Origin of the sequence: Sphingomonas kaistensis (assembly GCF_011927725.1) — a bacterium.
GTDB classification, from domain to species: Bacteria; Pseudomonadota; Alphaproteobacteria; order Sphingomonadales; family Sphingomonadaceae; genus Sphingomicrobium; species Sphingomicrobium kaistense.
The window spans coordinates 1,499,749-1,516,827 of record NZ_JAATJC010000001.1 but is presented as its reverse complement, the minus strand read 5'-3'; the positions used below and the strand labels follow the sequence as shown (position 1 = coordinate 1,516,827).

The window sequence follows — 17,079 nt, the reverse complement described above, 5'->3', positions numbered from 1 at the left end:
GTGGCGTGGCCGTCTCCGTGTACGGCTGTGCCCGGCGTATGAACTTGTGTGCCGATGGGGCGCCGGCGGCCGCTACAGCGCGGAGGCGATGGCCTTCTTGACCTCGGTCTCGTCCGGCAGGCTGGCGGCGCCATTGCCTGCCGCCTTGTAATTGAGGAGGTCGGCATTGCCCGGATCCTCCAGGGCCTCGACCCCCTTCACCTTGCCGGTGAGCGCCGGATTTTCGAGGCTCTGCGCGATCTCGATGGGCGTCGGCTCCTCGCCGGTGACGGGCGCGATCACCCGCTCCTTGATCGCTTCAAGCCCGCTATACGCCTGCCCAAAGGCGGCGGCGCTGCCGGTCGTCCCCTTCCAGCTGTAGAAGATGTGGGTACCGACCTGACCGACCATCGCCACGCTCGAGGCCCAGTAGGGCAGCACATAATTGGCATGGTAATGGGTCGCATGACCGACCGGCGCATACACCTCGCCGGCCAGCGCGCGGCGGGCAATGCCCATCGCCCGCTCCCAGCCGAAGCGCGACGGTACCCGCGCCAGCGACCCGTCGCAGGTGAAAGTGAACTGGCAACCGGTGGTCCGCTCTGACCCCTGGTAGACGACGCCGCACACCGAATTGGGGAAGGCGGCATGGCGAACGCGGTTCAGGACCACCTGCGCCACTGCACGCTGCCCCTCCTCGCTTTCGGAGCCGGCTTCGTAATAAACCGCCTGGGCGAGGCATTTCTCGGCCATCTCGCGGGCGCCGGTGCCGATCGGGGCAAATTCGAACGGCCGGGCAGCGCCAAGCGCGCTTGGCTGCACGCCGCGCTCCAGGGCCTGGACCGGCGTGATCTGCAGCAAGGCCGGCTGCTTCACCGCCGCCGGACGCGGCAGCGAGGCCCACGCCCGGTCCTTGGCGCCGGGGTCGACCAGCAGGAAGCCGCCGACAGCCACCGCGACAAGCGCAACCAGCGCGCCATTGTGCGTCCGGCGAGGCAGCGCCTCACCGGTGACCGCAGGCCCACCCGCACTTGGTGACAGTCCCAGCTTGCCCAACAACAACCGCTTCATCCTCCCCACCCGGTCGGTGCCCGCAGGCTTGACCAGCTTGCCGGCGTTCGGCCAAGGCATCTGCCGATACGCCCCATCGAATGCTAACCGGCTGTACCGGCTCGGCAATCGATGACTACCCAGGCGCAGGCTTATACCGAAGGATATCGCAATGAGCGACACCAGCATCACCCTTGAGACGATTTCGGAAGTTCGCCCCGGCGCCGACGCCCATATTCGCGCCAATCGGCTGCCGGTAATGACGGGAAGCGATGAAGCTGACCTGAATTGCGGCGGCTGCGGACAGGCCATCGCCACCGGTACCTCCCCCGCGGCCTTTCACCAGAAGATCCAGACCGATCAGCGGCTTGTGGTCGAGTGCACCTGCGGCGCGCTGAACGTCGTCCCGACCGCCTGACCGTCCCCTAGTCGGTGATGCCAAGCCTGCGCCACGCGGGCAGCGTCCTTGATGTGAAGGTGGCCGCCTGCTGCTCGACCTGCGCGGCTTCCGCGTCACCGGTCAGCGGCTGGCCGTCCTTGGCAAGCCTGCGGCCGAGCCGGGCGAGACGCTCCGACAGCATGGCGCCGGCTTCCTGCTCGAACCGCCGCGGGTTCTGGCAATAAGCGTCGAACAGCAGTATCTCGCTGTCGACGACCGCAATCGCCGAACCGAGGTTGGCGGCGGCAAGATTGCGATAGGGCGCGCCCACTGCCGCAAGGCTGGCGACCCTGGCGTTGACCGCGCCCATGCCGGCGCCGCCCGGTTCGCCCCGCGAGCAGCCGAGCCATCCGCCATGCACCAGCAGCACCAGCTTCTGTGTCAACAGATGCCGGTCGGCCCCGACCCCCGGCAACGCCGCCAGCTCGGCAAGCGAACAGCTCCCCTCGCCGATCGCGTCGAATATGGCGGCGATCTCGGTTGCTTTCAGGCTGGCCGAGCCGAACGCCGTCGTCACCCCGATCGTTTCCGGAAGATCGGACCACTTGATCCGCCACAATCGGAATTCCTCCTGCCACGCGCTTTCGCCCGGGTGACGGCGGCGCGGACCGCGCACGTACAGGTCGCGCCGGAAGGTCTGGTTGATGAGGCAGTCGGTGAGGTCTTCGCGCAAGGTCGGCCGGTCGTGCCCGGCCAGCACGCCCTGCATGTTCGCCGGGAGCAGTTGGGGAAGGAAGTTCTCGGCCAGCGTGGCGCTGCCTGAGAGGCTGAGCTTGGCGCCGCCCAGCTCACCCATCACCTGCGAGCACCACAAGGGGTGCCAGTTTTCGTGCAGATACTCCTGGACCAGATAGGCTTCGGGCTGATTGCGGGTGTTCTCGATTCGGGTCCGAAGCTCGGGGAGCGCCTTGGTCACTCCGCTTTCGACAGCGCTCAACTGGTCGAACAGCGCGCGCCCGGTTTCGACCGCGCCGATGCCCCTCGCCACGCCTTCGCGCTCGATCAGCCGCAGCATGTGCTGGAACGGCAGGGACGAGGCCCATCCCGGCATGGCGTTGAACGACACGTAGACCGCCGCGCCCGGTGCGCCCGCCGCGGCGAGGATGGCGATCAGGCTGCGGCGGATGGCCTCCGGCACCCACGAATAGATGCCGTGCAGCGCAATATAATCGAAAGCGCCATGCTCGACCGGCCAGTGCGCCCCGAGTGCGGCGAAGTCGCCCTCGACGAAGCGGATGTTGGTGAGCCCAAGCTCGTCCGCGAGGGAGGCTCCGTGGGCGACATGCTCCGGGCTGAAATCGATGCCGAGGAAGTCGCCATCAGGATTGGCAGCGGCGAGCAGGCACAGGCCGAACCCCTGCCCCGAGCCCAATTCAAGATAGCGGAAGGGAGCGCCCGCCGATCGGCGCGGCGCGACCAGTCCGCGCAGGGCCAGTGCGAAGTCGATCCAGTCGGGCGCCATCTCCCGGTAGAAGCCGTAGGTGTAGCCCGCGGACACATTGTAGCCGTGCGACCAGCTCGACATTTTCTCACTCCCCCCACCCAAGAAAAAGGGGCCCCCCGCTAATGCGAGGGACCCCCAATTCCTGAGCCTTGGCTCGGTCTTGTTACGCGATGTGCATCGACTGGAACATGTCGGCGTAGCGAACCGCGCCGAAGTGATCCTCGAGTGCAAGACCGAACTGGCCGGCGCCCGCGAAGGAACCATCGGCCATTTCAGGACCGGTGACCAGGTGCGGGTTGTTGACGTCCGGCGCCGTCAGGGTGCCGGTGACGTTGGTCATGATGATCTGCAGGTCGTTGCCGTCCAGCTGACCGTTGTTGTCGACATCGACGAACAGGACCGACTGACCGCCAAGGTTGCGGACGAAGGCCACGTCGAGGAAGCCGTCGCCAGCAGTCGAACCGACCGCAGCCTGCGCTTCGGCATAGGTGCCGAAGTCACCGTTGAAGCGGATCGTCTGGCCAGCCGCCGCGGCGAGCTGGGTCAGGTCGATCTTGTCCACGCCGGCCACGAAGTCGGTGATGACGTCGCGGGCATCAACCGGAGCGCCAGCGCTCTGGATGAAGCGGCTGTCTTCGACGGAGAAGTAACGGAAGACGTCCGCGCCGGCGCCGCCGGTGAGGGTGTCCTTGCCGAGACCGCCGACGATCAGATCGTCACCGATGCCGCCGTTGATGGTGTCAGCACCGCCACCGGCCGCATTGTAGGCAGCGAGGTTGCCCACGTCGGCGAAGATGATGTCGCCGTACAGGCTGTCGTTGCCGTCATCACCGTTGATGATGTCGTCGCCTCCCTGGCCGCGAACGACGTCGTCACCGGCGCCGCCGTTGACGGTGTCGTTGCCGAGGCCGACCACGATCACGTCAGCACCACCGTTGCCGTTGACGATGTCAGCACCGCTGCCGGTGGTGACGATGTCGACGCCCGCACCACCGTTGTAGGTGATGTTCTCGGTGACGGTGCCGCCGTTGAGGGTGACCGAGTCGCCCGCTTCCGAACCGTTGACGTTCACGGTCAGCACGGAGCCGTCCACTTCCGCCGCGGTCTGATCGAGGTTGACGACGGTGTTTTCGGCACCGGCGGTGATCACGTTGTTGATGTTGATCGTCTCGACCTTGGTCACCGTGGTCAGGTCGGCAGTGCCGCCCGCGGTGATGGCCGCAACGTCGCCCGTACCGGTACCACCGATCAGGACGTCAGCGTTGGTGAAGTCGGCCGCATTGGCAGCGAACGTCAGAGCCGCCGGCGAGGCCAGAGCGCTGATGTTGTCGTTGCCGCCGCCCAGGTTGACCAGCAGCGCAGTCGTGAAGCCTGCACCGACGGTGACCACATCATTACCGGCAGTGCCGTTGATCCGGACGATACCCGCCGCCGAAGCGCGCGAACCGAGGACCGCGTTGATCGTCGTCGCCGAACCGAGGATCTCGACCGAGCTCAGGCCGATGAAGCCGTCGTCGGTGAGGGCGCTCGCGCCGGTCTGGATGATCTGGTCGTTGCCTGCACCACCGTTGAAGATGACCGTCGAACCAGCGTCCGAACCGGCAATCCGCAGGATGTCGACACCGGTACCACCAGTGAAGTTGATGTTGTTGTTGATACCCACGTTCTGCTTGTCGACCGTGGTGGTGGTCGCCGAGCCGGTGATGTTGAACGAGAAGTCGCTGTCGGTGACGGTGGAGGCGATCACGACGGTGAGCGAGTCGTCGCCGTCCGTGAGAGCCGAGGCGTCGATGTTGACCGGCGTGACGCTGGTGACGACATCGCCGACCGACGAGGAGAAGGTCAGGACGTTGTTGTCGGTGTCCACACCCGCCGTACGGTTACCGCTGGCGAGGATGCGGAAGCTGTCGATGCCCGTGACGTTGGCGAGGTCGACCGTGCCGACGACGGCGCCGGTGGTGTTGTCGAGCTCGATCACGTCGGTGCCGAGGCCACCGGCGATCTTGTCGGTGGCGTCCAGGCTCGTGGTGCCCGAGACGCGGATGCGGTCATTGCCCGCACCGGTGTCGACGGTAACCGAACCAGCACCGGCCAGGTTGATGATGTCATCGCCCGAACCCGTGGTGATGACATCGTTGCCACCAGCCGAGTTGACCGTGAGGCCGAAGGTGTAGGCCGAGGCATTGAGCGTATCAGCGCCACCATCCTGCAGGATGACGGTACGGATGCCGTTGCCGCCATCCTGGGCTTCGAGGCCGAGGGTGACGTTCACCGGGCCGTTGAAGCCGCGCAGCGTCTCCACACCCGTCACGTTGGTGAACTGCACGTCGGTGTAGGTGCCCGTGGAAACGTCGATCTGATCGTTGCCAGCACCACCCGAGATGGTGTCGCCCGAGGTCAGGTTCGCCGGGTTGTAGATGGCGAACACGTCGTCGCCAGCTTCACCGTTCAGCGTGCTGTTGCCGGTGCCGGCCAGACCGATGAAGTCGTTGCCGTCGCCAGCGTTCACGGTGTTGTTGCCGTTGAACACGAAGACGTTGTCGATGTCAGCGCCGGTGTTGGCAGTGTCGCCACCCGCGATCTGCAGGTAGTCCTGGCCCGCGCCGGTCGAGATCACGTCGGCCACACCATTGTCGGTGTAGACCTGATCGTTGCCCGCGCCGGTGGTGACGTTGACCGAGTAAGCGGCCACGCCCTGCGAGAGGAAGGTGAAGTCTTCGGTGGCGGCGAGGCTGCCAGCGTTGACCGTCAGAACGTTACCCGCCGACGGAGCGTTGGCGTCGGTGACCAGGAGGACCTGATCTTCGCCGTCGCCGTCGCTGGCGTAGTTGATCGTCTCGATGCCGCCGAACTGGCCGCCCACCACGAAGGTGGAGCCATCGGTGACATTGATGGTGTCGAGGCCCAGGTTGCCCTGGAGGTTGTCGCTGCCATCGAACGACGAGGTGTTGATGACGTCGGCGCCCGAGCCGAGCAGGACGGTGTCGGAACCGACCGCGCCGCCCAGGTTGACCGTCAGGCCGACGGTGTAGTCGGTCGCGGTGAGCGTGTCGCTTCCGCCGCCGACGCCGTTGACGTTCAGGTTGACCGTCGAGATGCCGGCTGCCTGAGCCAGGCTGCCAAGACCGTTGCTGCCGAGATTGGTGTTGGCATTGAGCGCAACAGTCAGCGTCTCGGCGCTCGACACGTTGGTGTAGTCGGCTTCAACGGTGCTCTGCGAGACGACCAGCGTGTCGCTGCCGTCGCCCAGGGCGACCTTGTCGGTGCCGTTGAAGGTGCCGGCGGCGAAGTTCACCGTGTCGGCTTCCGAACCCGCGTTGATGGTGACGTCGCCGGCACCGAGCAGGTTGATGGTGTCGCTTCCGCCACCGGTGTTGATGACGTCGTTGCCGCCTTCGTCGGTGACGGTGTCGTCGCCGAGGCCGGTGCTGACGGTGTCGGCAGCCAGACCCGAACGCACGATGTCGCCACCGTTCGAGCCGGTGAAGGTCACGCCGGTGCCGGCGGCATCGTTGTTGGTGAAGTCAACGGTGACACGACCAGCGGTCGAGGCGTCGACGACACGGACCGAGTTCACCAGCGGCTCAGCCAGGGTGACGTCGCCGCCGCCCGAGATGTTCAGCGTGGTGAGCTGGGTGGCCAGACGGTTGATCGTCGAGGTGCCGGTAACCTGCAGGTTGACGGTCTCGATGCCGGTGTTGCCGGCGCCGACGGTGCCGAGGATCACGCGGTTGGCGGTGGTGTCGTTGATGACGACGTTGACGGCCGTGTTGGCACCAGCGGTGACGGCGGCCTGGTAGATCGCCTCAACGTTGGCGTTGGCGCCGGTGACATTGTCGACGATCACGGTGGCGTTGCTGGTCAGCTGGTCGAACACAACGGTGTCCGAGCTGTTGACCGAGGCAACCGACTTGATGCCGGTCGAGCTCGACAGGTCGAGGGTGACCGGAGCGCCGGAGTCGTTGGTGACTTCGACGTTCTCGATGTTGGTCAGCGCGAAACCGCCGAAGTTGCGGTTGGCCGTGGTGGCATCGACCGCAAGCGAGAAGGTGTCGTTGTCGGTGGTGCTGCCGTCGCTGATCTTGTCACCCGCACCGAGACCGGTGTTGGCAGCGAAGAAGCTGTCCGAGTTGACCGAACCGGTGAAGTTGTCGGCGGAGCCGGTCAGCGACACGGCGACGTCGTCGTTGGTGATGGTGCCGACCAGCGTTTCCGGGCCGTTGCGCAGCTTGGCGCCGGTGAGAAGCAGGTTCAGCGTCTCGTTGGCTTCCGGAGTGGTGTCGCTGTTGACGACCACGGTCACGGTGGCGACCTGCTGGCCGACCGCGAAGGTGACGGTGCCGGCGGCGGCGACATAGTCGGTGGCCGAGTCAGCAGTGCCGTTCTGGGTCTGGTAGTTCAGGGTCACCGGACCATCGGCGGCCGTGACGGCGCGGTCGAGGGTGATGGTGAACACCAGCTGGCGGGTGCCGGTGTCGCCTTCGGCGACGCTGGCGGCCGAACCGGTCACGTCATAGTTGACGAGCGGTGCGGGACCCGACGGGGTCAGCGGCGTCGGCGAGGTGGAGCTGGTGCCCAGCGCCTGGCCTTCGAGGGTCGCCTGACCGGTGGTCGAGTTGAACACGAGGGTGCGCGAGTCACCGCCGTCGAACTGGATTTCGGTGCCGTTGCCGCCAACCGGAATACGCAGCGTGACGGTGCCGTCGAGGCTGGTGAAGATCACTTCACCGCCAGCGCGGTAGGCGGTGTAATCCGACGCATCGCCCGGAAGGACGATGGTGTCGCCACCCTGGTTGAAAGACGGGTCAAGGCGGATGTTGCCGCTGACCACAGTGATGACCTCGCCCCCGGCGGAGGTACCAATTACCTGTACGTCAGCGCCGCCGACGATAACGTCTTCGCCCGCCTGACTAAGTGTTACCCGTGCCATTAGAAAAAACTCCTGCCCCTGGATTTGAACACTGAAATCCGCACGCCTAAAACTTGGCGATCAGATTGTTACGTACCGAAATTTAATTTTCACGCAAACTGGAAATAATCGATCCCACCCAGCGCGGCCTCTGCCTGTGCCTCGTTGGACACAAAAGCGTTCGGATCGACTGCATCCTTGATGGTGATCTCCGACACGACGCCGCCCTTGTTGAGGGTGACGATCAGGTCGTTCGCAAGGCCGTCGGCGTCGAGCGCGCTGTTGGTGAACGAATAGAGATTGCCCGTCTCGAGGATGATACGGTCGTTGGTGCCGAGGTTGAGGATCACCACCGTGTTGGCGACGTCGGCATCGTCGGTGAAGCGGAACCCGTCGGTCGACGCGTCGAAAACGCGCGCCGAGAGCAGATTACCGTCATTGTCGATGTCGAGGTTCGCCGTGGTGTTGCCGACCGGCTGGGTCGGCGGCGTGACAACCGTTCCGTTGAACAGGAAGTTGTCGGCGCCGTTGCCCACCGCTGCCTCGGCAGTGGCTTCATTGAAGACCACCGTGTCCGGCGCGACCGCGTTAGCGAGGATGATGTCGCTGACAACACCGCCGTTGTTGGTGGCGATGCGCAGGTCGTCGGCGACGCCGTCGCCGTCGAAATCGCCGCTGCCGAACGAGACATTGCCGATCGACGTGTTGAAGGTCAGCGTATCGTCCGCACCGAAGTCGCGCACCAGCACCGTGTTGGCGATGGCGAAGTCGTCCGTGTAGGCGAAGCTGCCCGTGTTGGCGGCCACCGGCAGCGTGTAGATGCTGGTGACATTGTTGTCGTTGTCGACATCCAGCGAAGCAGCGGTCGGAACGACGCTCTGCGTGGTCGTGCGGAAGTTGTCGAACCCGGCACCGATCGCGGCTTCGGCACCAGCCTCGTCCGAGATCACGCCGCCCGCAGCCGCATCGGAGATCGCGTTGCGCAGGATGATGTCGCTGACGACGCCGCCCTTGTTGGTGGTGATCGCAATGTCGTTGGCAATGCCGTCACCGTCGAAGTCGATGTTGGCGAATGCAACTCGGCCAGCGCCGTTAAACGGAGCGTCGAAGGTGATGTAGTCGTCGGCACCGAAGTTGTTGATGACAACCGTGTTGGCAACATCGTCGTCGTCGGTGAAGTTGTAGTCGGTCGCGCCGCCATCGAACACCTGGCGGGTGTTGAGGTTGTTGTCGCCATCGACGTCGAGGTTCGCCGTCTCGACCACGCCGGTCACCGTAATGGTGAGGGTCGAAGTGGCTGTGCCGCCGAGGCCGTCCGAGACCTGATAGTTGACGACGACGTTCTGGACCTGACCAGCAGTCAGGTTCTGATAGGCCGCGTTAGTGGTGTCGAGCGTGTAGGTCCCGTTTGCATTCAGGACGAAGCCAGCCGGCGGAGTGCCGACCACGCTGTAGGTCAGCGTCGCGCCCTGGTCGGGATCGCTGTCGTTGGTGCCGACATTGCCCGAGATGGTGGTGTCCTCGAGGCCGGCATTGACGTCGGCCACGGCAACCGGCGCATCGTTGGTGCCAGCGACGGTGATCGTCAGGGTCGAAGTCGAGGTCGCCCCCGAAGCGTCGGTCACGGTGAAGTTGGCAACCACAGCTTGGGTCTGGCCCTGGGCCAGGCTGTTATAGGCCGGGTTGGTCGGATCGAAGCTGTAGGTGCCATCGGCGTTCAGCGTCAGGCCGGCGACCGGCGCGTTCAGCGTGAACGTCGGCGCAGCGACGCCCGAGTCCGGATCGGTGGCCGTCAGCGTGCCGGTGATCGGCGGCGTCTGGCCTTCGGTTGCGGCTGCGGTCGCGGCAACCGCCACCGGAGCGTCGTTGGTGCCGGTCACGGTGATGGTCAGCGTCGAGGAAGCCGTGCCGCCCTTGCCATCCGAAACGCTATAAGGAATGGCCAACACCTGCGTCGCGCCGGCAGCGAGGCCGTTATAGGCCGCATTGTTGGCGTCGAAGGTGTAAGTGCCGTTGGCGTTCAGCACAAAGCCTGCGGGCGCAGTACCGGTCAGCGCGAAGGTCAGCGAATCGCCATCAGGATCGCTATCGTTGCTCGCCACCGAACCGTTGAGCACCGCACCTTCGTTGACCGCCGCCGTGTCCGCAACCGCCACCGGCGCGCCGTTGGCGCCGGTCACGGTAATTGTCAGCGTGGACGTCGAGGTCGCGCCCTTGTCGTCGGTCACCGTATAGGTCGCGACAACCGCGCGGGTCTGACCCGCGGCGAGATCGCTGTATGCGGCGTTGTTGAGATCAAAGGTGTAGGTGCCGTTCGCGTTCAGCGCGAGGCCGGCGACCGGGGCGTTGAGCGTGTAGGTCAGCGTCGCGCCCTGGTCGGGATCGCTGTCGTTGGTTGCGACCGAACCGGTCAGGTTGCCAGCGCCCTCGACGCCGGCATTGACGTCGGCAACCGCAACGGGCGCATCGTTGGTGCCAGTGACGGTGATCGCGAGAGTGGAGGTGGTGGTGCCGCCCGCGCCGTCCGAGATGTTGACGTTGGCGGTGACGACCTGCGTCTGGCCCTGCGCCAAGCTGTTATAGGCCGCGTTGGTCGGGTCGAAGCTGAAGGTGCCGTTGGCGTTCAGCGTCAGGCCGGCGACCGGAGCCGCAAGCGTGTAGGTGCGGGTCGCGCCGGTGTCGGGATCGCTGTCGTTGGTCGACAGGTTGCCGGTCACTACCGCGCCGCCTTCGGTGGCCGCTGCGGTGTCGTTGGTCGCAACCGGCGCATCGTTGGTGCCGGTGACGGTGATCGTCAGGGTCGAGGTGGCGGTGCCGCCACGGCCGTCCGACACGCTGTAGTTGGCAGTCACGACCTGGGTCGCGCCGGCCGCCAGCGCGTTGTAGGCGGCGTTGTTGGCGTCAAAGGTGTAGCTGCCGTTGCTGTTCAGCGTCAGGCCGGCCGGCGCGGTGCCGGTCAGCGTGTAGGTCAGCGGATCGCCGTTGGGATCGCTGTCGTTGGTCGCAACCGAACCGCTCAGCGTCGCACCCTCGTTCACCGCGCCGGTGTCTGCAACGGCAACCGGCGGCGCGTTCTTGTCTTCATCGTCGCCCTTGGCGAGCGCGAGAACGCCGACGCCGACAGCGGCGAGGACGCCGGCACCGATCAGCAGGCCGCTCGAGATGCCGCCGCCGGACTCTTCGTACGCCGGAGCAGCAGCCGGGGCCGCTTCAGCCGGAGCCGCCTGGGCGCCGGTCTGCGGAAGGACGCAGCCGTCGGCCGGCTGGCTGAGGTTCTGATCTTCGTCGCTGGTGCTGGCGCGGGCGTGATCCTCGTCAGCGTCCTTCTGGTCGTGATGGTGCGCCTTCTTCTTCACCGGCTTGCAATCGGCCTCGGGAGCCGGCTGCTGCGCGGCGGCGACCGCCGCAGGAACCGCGGCTGCGGCAGAAACGGCACCGGCCGCGACGGCCGGGACCGCAGCGGCCGGAGCAGGAACGCCCGGAACTGCTTGTGCTGCTACGGGAGCAGCCGCCGCTGTCGCGGCTACTGCTGCACCGGCTGCCGCAGCAGCCTCACCCGTTGTTGCAGCCTGGGTTCCACCGTTCTGCGCCGCGCCATCACTCATGTTAGGTCCTTCCCCTATTGGTCCACCGCCCGAAAACGCCGGGCTAATGTAGAGCAACCACATAAAGCAGTCGCCCTTGTCTAGTCTCGGCTCATCTTAAATGGGCCAAACCAAAGCGCAAGGCCCAACTCTCACCGAAAATCAGGTGATAACCCCTGTCGTTCATGGTGTTAAGTAATGGTAAACAGGTCACTGCTTGAACACTTTAGCCCTCGCGTCCGGGAAACTCCGGTGGTAGTGGCCGCGCGATAAGGTTCCAGGGTGGCTCGGGGGGCGCGTCATTTTGGGTGAGCGGTGCAGCGCAAGCTGCCTTCGCTTGGGCCGGGGAGACCCCCGGCCTCAAGGGTCGAACAGCACTGAGAGAACAGGGCTAGGGCGGGTCGTTTCTGTATATGTCTCAACAAAATAGCTTGCGGTTGCCGGCGTCCGTCCGGTGGGGTGCGATCACTTTGGTGGCGGTCGGGCTGGGCAACTTCTCGGCGGCCTCCAGCGTGTTCGGTCAGCCACAGTCCCAGCAAGAAAGCGCCCCATCGGCGGCCGACGCGGCTGCCGCGCCCACGCCACCGCCCGCCCCGGCCGCAACCTACGGCCCTCCGGCACCGGTCACTGCCGCCGCCATTGTCCCCCCGGGCATCGATCCGCAGCTCGCCCGCGCCGGCGAGCTGGCGATCGAGCGCTATCCCTCGATGAAGGCGGCCGGCGCCCTGGTCCGCGCGACCGAGCAGGACGTTCGCGCCGCCAAATGGCTTCGCGCGCCAAGCGCCAGCGTCTCGGCCGCGACCCGTGGTACGACCCTCAACCCGCAACTGCAGGTGTTCCAGCCTTTGTGGGCGGGAGGCCGGATCGGCGCCTCAATCGAACGCGCGGAAGCCGTACGCTCGGCAAGCCTCGCCGAAGTCGGTGTCACCGCCTTCGACATCCTCAGCCGGGTGTCGAGCGCTTATTATGGCGTGGTCCGCGGCGTGCGCGTCGCGTCCATTCTGGATCAAAGTCTTGCGGAGCATCAACGCCTGGTGGAATCGATGGAGCGCCGGGTGACCCAGGAAGTCAGCCCGCGCTCCGACCTCGACCTCGCCCGGTCGCGCGCCGCGCAGGTCCGCCAGGAACTCAGCCTCGTCACCGCCCAGCGCTATGCCGCCCTGCAGCAGCTCCGCGAGCTGGTCGGCGACCCCGATTTCGAGGTCGACCCGCTCCCCGTCTACGACAAGGTTCGCCACCACCCCTCGTCGGCGTCGCTGGTCCAGTCGGCGCTGACCTGCGACCCGTCGATCCGCCGCCTCCAGGCCGAGACCGAGGTCGCCGAGGCCGACCGCAAGCTCGCCAAGGCCGCCCTCTTCCCGCAGGTCGGGGTGCAATATACCCACGATCGCTTCCAGGGCAGCGGGCTCGGCGTCGCGGTGCAGGCCAACACCAATGGCGGCCTGTCGCCGGTCGCCGCCGCCAATGCCGCCGCCGCGCGCACCAGCGCCGCCCGCTTCCGGGTCACGGTGGCGGAACGCGAAACCCGCGAAAAGACCATCCTCGACATCGTCGAGAACACCGCCGCCGCCGCCCAGGTCGAAGCCAGCCGCGACGCGGCAAGCTCCTCGTCCAACGTCACCGACAGCTTCATGCGCCAGTTCATCACTGGGCGCCGGACCTGGCTCGACGTGATGAACGCGGTGCGCGAATCCAACTCCGCGCGAATTGCGCTGGCGAATGCCGAAATCTCTGCAATGTCGAGCTCTGCCCGATTGCTGATCCGCAGCTGTCAGTGGCAGGCCAATGAACTCAGGGCGGGCTCCGCACGATGAACTCCTTTCTCGATCTGATCGACCGCTTCGCCTCGCGCCAGTCGTCCGAACTGGCGCCCGACTGGCGGTCGCGCGCGGGTGATCCCGACAGCTTTCCGCTGTACGACGAGGACACGCTCAAGCGGCTCTCGGCCCGGCTCGGCTGGCGCAAGCCGACCGACGTCGGCCATCGCCCGCGGGCCCACCAGTTCCCCTTGTTCATGTATGACGAGGCGGAAGGCTGGGCGATCGCCGAGCAGTTCGAGACGGTCGACGCGGTGCGGGTCGTCTCCCCATCCTTCAACGGCCTGCGCGAGATCGGCCCGGGCACTCGCTTCTTCCTGCCCCAGATGCCGCGTCTCAGCGATCGCGGCCAAGGCGAGCGCGCAATCAATGTGTTCGGCCGCTCGCTGCTGCTGCGCAAGAAGGTGCTGTTCTCGGCCGTCATCGCGACGGTGGTGGTCAACCTCATCGCGCTGGCGACCTCGCTCTTCTCGATGCAGGTCTATGACCGGGTCATCCCCCGCAGCGGTTACGCGACCCTGTGGGTGCTGACCGTTGGCGTGTGCATCGCGCTGCTCCTCGACTTCATCCTCCGAACCACCCGCGCGCTGATGATCGAGCGCGAGGCGGCCAAGGTCGACACCGAGGTGTCCGAGGTTTTCTTCGCCCGCTCCCAGGCAGTCCGGCTCGATGCCCGTCCGCCGTCGATCGGCACCATGGCCGCGCAGATTCGCGGCTGGGAACAGATCCGCGGCCTGCTCTCCTCGGCCTCGCTGTTCCTGCTCGCCGACCTTCCGTTCGCGATCTTCTTCATCGTGGTCATCTCGTGGATCGGCGGACCGCTGGCGCTGATCCCGATCATCTCCTTCCCGCTGGCGCTGGTCCTGTCGTGGATCTTCGCCCGCATGATCAAGGACGACACCGCCAAGGCGCAGGCCAACGGCAACCGCAAGAACGGCCTGCTGGTCGAGGCGCTCGATGCGGCCGAGACGATCAAGGCCAATCGCGGCTCGTGGCACATGCTGGCGCGCTGGAACCAGCTGATGGAGGAAGTTCAGCTCCACGAGGACAGCGTCAAGCGCTGGTCGTCGATCGCCAACGCGTTGTTCAGCGGGCTGCAGCAGTTCGCCTACGTCATGATCATCGCGTTCGGCGCGGTGCTGGTGTCGCAGGGCGACATGACGCCGGGCGCGCTGATCGCCTGTTCGATCATCGCCGGGCGCGTCAACGGCCCGCTCCTCGCCCAGCTGCCTGGCCTGCTGGTGCAATGGGGCTATGCCCGCTCCTCGCTCGCCGGTCTCGACGCCCTGATGCGGCTGCCGCTGGACCAGGCGCCCGACACCGAAGCGCTTCGTCCCGCCCAGCTCGTCCCCTCGCTCCAGGTCAACGACGTCCGCTTCGGCTACACGCCCGAGCGTCCCAGCGTCGAGATCCCCCGGCTCGAGATCCGCGCAGGCGAGAAGGTCGGCATCATCGGCGGCATCGGCTCGGGCAAGTCGACGCTGCTGCGGCTGCTGGCCGGCCTCTACGCGCCGGCCGAAGGGCAGATCCGGATCGGCGGGCTCGAGATGCGCCAGCTTGCGACGGACGTGCTCCGCCGCAACGTCGGCTACCTGCCGCAGGACACCCGCCTGCTGAACGGCACCATGCGCGAGAATTTGCTGCTCGGCCTCAGCGACCCCGGCGACGACACGCTGATGCGGGTGATCACCGAAATCGGGCTTGGCCAGATGGTTTCCTCGCACCCGATGGGCATCGACCTGCCGATCGCCGAGGGCGGCCGCGGCCTGTCGGGCGGCCAGCGCACGCTGACCATCCTCACCCGCCTGTTCCTCGCCGAGCCGCAGATGTGGCTGCTCGACGAGCCCACCTCCAACCTCGACCAGGCGACCGAGGCCCGGCTGATCCAGTCGATCAAGGCCCGCATGACCCCGGACCGCACCCTGGTCCTCGTCACCCACCGGATGCAGCTGCTCAGCCTGACCGACCGGTTGCTGGTGATGGGCAACGGCAAGATCGTGATGGACGGCCCGACCGGCCAGGTGCTGGCCAAGCTTCGCGGCGACAGCCAGGGCACTCCGCCCTCTCCGCCCGCACCGCCTGCCCCAGTGAAGCTCGCTCAGGGCGCCTAAGGATTCCCCCATGAATTTCCGTCTTCGTCAGTCGACCCAGATCATCCTGCTCTCAGCCTTCGCGGTTGCTGCCTTCGTGGCGTGGTCGCTGTGGGCCGAGATCGATCAGGTCAGCCGCGCCCGCGGCGCGGTCATTCCGAGCGGCCGGACCCAAGTGGTGCAGAGCGAGGACGGCGGTACCATCGCCGAAATCCTCGTGTCCGAAGGCGACCGTGTGAACCGCGGCGATCTTCTGGTCCGCCTCGACGAAACCCGTCCCCGCGCCGCGGTGGAGGAAAGCCAGGCCCAGGTCGCGGCGCTCAAGGCGCGGATGGCCCGCATCCAGGCGGAGCTTTTCAACCGCCCGCTGGTGTTCCCGGCGGAAACCAGCAGCCACCCCGAGTTCGTCAGCAGCCAGCGCGAGCTCTACGCCCGCCGCCGCCAGGCCCTGTCGAGCCAGATCAACAGCTTGCAGTCGATGCTGAGCCTGACCCGGCAGGAGCTCGACATGAACACCCCGCTGGTCGCAAGCGGCGACGTCAGCCGCTCCGAGGTCCTGCGCATGCAGCGCCAGACCTCCGACCTCCAAGGCCAGATCAACACCCGCCGGAGCGAATATCTGGCCGAACTCCAGACCGAATATGCCAAGACCGAGGAAGAACTCGCCAGCGCGACCGAGCAGCTGACCCAGCGCTCGGCCATCCTGCGCGGGTCGGAGCTCCGCTCGCCCACCGACGGCGTAATCGTGGCGATCAAGTACAACACCGTCGGCGGCGTTCTGCGCGCCGGCGACGAGGTGCTTCAGTTGGTCCCGACCGGCGACAAGCTGGTGGTCGAGGCGCGCGTCTCGCCAACCGACATCGCCTTCATCCGCCAGGGCCAGACCGCCAACGTCAAGTTCGACGCCTACGACAGCAGCATCTACGGCTCGGCCGACGGGACCGTGACGCACATCAGCGCCGACACCCTGTCGGAAGAAACCAAGGAAGGCGTGCAGACCTACTACCGGGTCCTGCTCAGCGCCGACCCGGCCAAGCTGCGCCCGCGCCACGAAGGCGAGAAGATCGTCCTCCAGCCCGGCATGACCTCGACCGCCGAGATCATCACCGGCCAGACGACCGTCTTCAAGTATCTGACCAAGCCGATCCTGAAGACCACCGGGGACTCGCTGGGCGAGCGCTGACCGGCGCATGAAAAAGCCGTCACTCCGGATCGGCTCCGGGGCGACGGCTGACCGTGAGCTTCGCCTCGCCGCCTACAGCACGTAGCGGATTCGGACCTGCTGGACGCTTGGCGTCTGCGGGACGGTGAAGCGGATTTCCTCCCACTTGGGGGCCCGCGGCTTCATCGCCGGATTGTTGGAGAAGCCGAAGCCCTCGCGCGGAATGCCCATCATCATGTCGAGCTTTCCGTTGCGGTTCTCGTCATGCACCACCAGCAGCGCGTAGGTTCCTGCCTTGACCGCGCCGAGGTCGAGCCTGCCGGCGGCCGACGCCGGGACCGACCGCGCCACCGCCGACGGATCGTCCTTGCAATGGAGAAAGCGCGACACGCTCGACGAAAGGCACAGGTGAACCACGCCCTTGGCCGATCGCAGGCCGGACAACTGCACCTGCAGATCCGCGCCTGGCTTCGGCACGCTTGGCGATGCCGCACCCATGGTTGCTCCCGCCGTCAGCAGCGCCGCCGCCAACATCCCGATCCGCTTCATGTCCATGACCGCCCCTTGGCACCCTTCCCCTTGTGGTATGATTAACGGACCTTGGC

The 17,079-nt window shown here is 66.3% G+C and carries 9 protein-coding genes; 4 read left to right on the top strand and 5 right to left on the bottom strand.

Going from position 1 to position 17,079, the window contains the following annotated elements; genetic code table 11:
- Positions 1-72 precede the first annotated feature (72 nt).
- Positions 73-1,110: a cell wall hydrolase gene (locus GGQ97_RS07620; protein WP_245197909.1), complete on the bottom strand. Its 1,038-nt coding sequence runs from the start codon at positions 1,108-1,110 to the stop codon at positions 73-75.
- A 91-nt stretch (positions 1,111-1,201) separates the two neighbouring features.
- Here GGQ97_RS07620 and GGQ97_RS07615 point away from each other — a divergent pair, with 91 nt between their 5' ends.
- Entirely contained in the window at positions 1,202-1,447 is a 246-nt protein-coding gene (locus GGQ97_RS07615; protein ID WP_168068443.1) for a hypothetical protein, read from the top strand.
- A 7-nt stretch (positions 1,448-1,454) separates the two neighbouring features.
- On the opposite strand, the gene GGQ97_RS07610 is transcribed toward GGQ97_RS07615, so the two are convergent.
- The 3 genes from GGQ97_RS07610 to GGQ97_RS07600 all read right to left on the bottom strand — a co-directional run bounded on the left by GGQ97_RS07610 (position 1,455) and on the right by GGQ97_RS07600 (position 11,426).
- Complete coding sequence (locus GGQ97_RS07610) at positions 1,455-2,993, bottom strand: methyltransferase regulatory domain-containing protein (RefSeq protein ID WP_168068441.1); 1,539 nt, start codon at positions 2,991-2,993, stop codon at positions 1,455-1,457.
- A gap of 82 nt (positions 2,994-3,075) precedes the next feature.
- Positions 3,076-7,842, bottom strand: a complete 4,767-nt coding sequence (locus GGQ97_RS07605; RefSeq protein WP_168068439.1) for a beta strand repeat-containing protein — start codon at positions 7,840-7,842, stop codon at positions 3,076-3,078.
- Positions 7,843-7,931: 89 nt separating this feature from the next.
- A complete protein-coding gene (locus GGQ97_RS07600; protein WP_168068437.1) occupies positions 7,932-11,426 on the bottom strand; it encodes an Ig-like domain-containing protein in 3,495 nt (1,164 codons plus the stop codon).
- 416 nt (positions 11,427-11,842) lie between these two features.
- Between GGQ97_RS07600 and GGQ97_RS07595 the strand changes: the two genes are divergently transcribed.
- The 3 genes from GGQ97_RS07595 to GGQ97_RS07585 are packed head-to-tail and all read left to right on the top strand — an operon-like array spanning position 11,843 to position 16,495.
- A complete protein-coding gene (locus GGQ97_RS07595; RefSeq protein ID WP_168068435.1) occupies positions 11,843-13,219 on the top strand; it encodes a TolC family protein in 1,377 nt (458 codons plus the stop codon).
- Positions 13,216-15,333 (top strand): ATP-binding cassette domain-containing protein, encoded by a 2,118-nt coding sequence (locus GGQ97_RS07590; protein ID WP_168068433.1) that lies wholly within the window; start codon positions 13,216-13,218, stop codon positions 15,331-15,333. Before GGQ97_RS07595 ends, GGQ97_RS07590 begins: the two co-directional genes overlap by 4 nt.
- A gap of 10 nt (positions 15,334-15,343) precedes the next feature.
- The gene (locus tag GGQ97_RS07585; RefSeq protein ID WP_168068431.1) at positions 15,344-16,495 is read left to right on the top strand and encodes a beta-barrel domain-containing protein; all 1,152 of its coding nucleotides are present in this window, start codon (positions 15,344-15,346) and stop codon (positions 16,493-16,495) included.
- Between the two features lie 72 nt (positions 16,496-16,567).
- On the opposite strand, the gene GGQ97_RS07580 is transcribed toward GGQ97_RS07585, so the two are convergent.
- Positions 16,568-17,029 carry a DUF2141 domain-containing protein gene (locus GGQ97_RS07580; RefSeq protein ID WP_168068429.1) on the bottom strand — a complete coding sequence of 154 codons (462 nt, stop codon included), beginning with the start codon at positions 17,027-17,029 and terminating at the stop codon, positions 16,568-16,570.
- Positions 17,030-17,079: the final 50 nt, after the last annotated feature.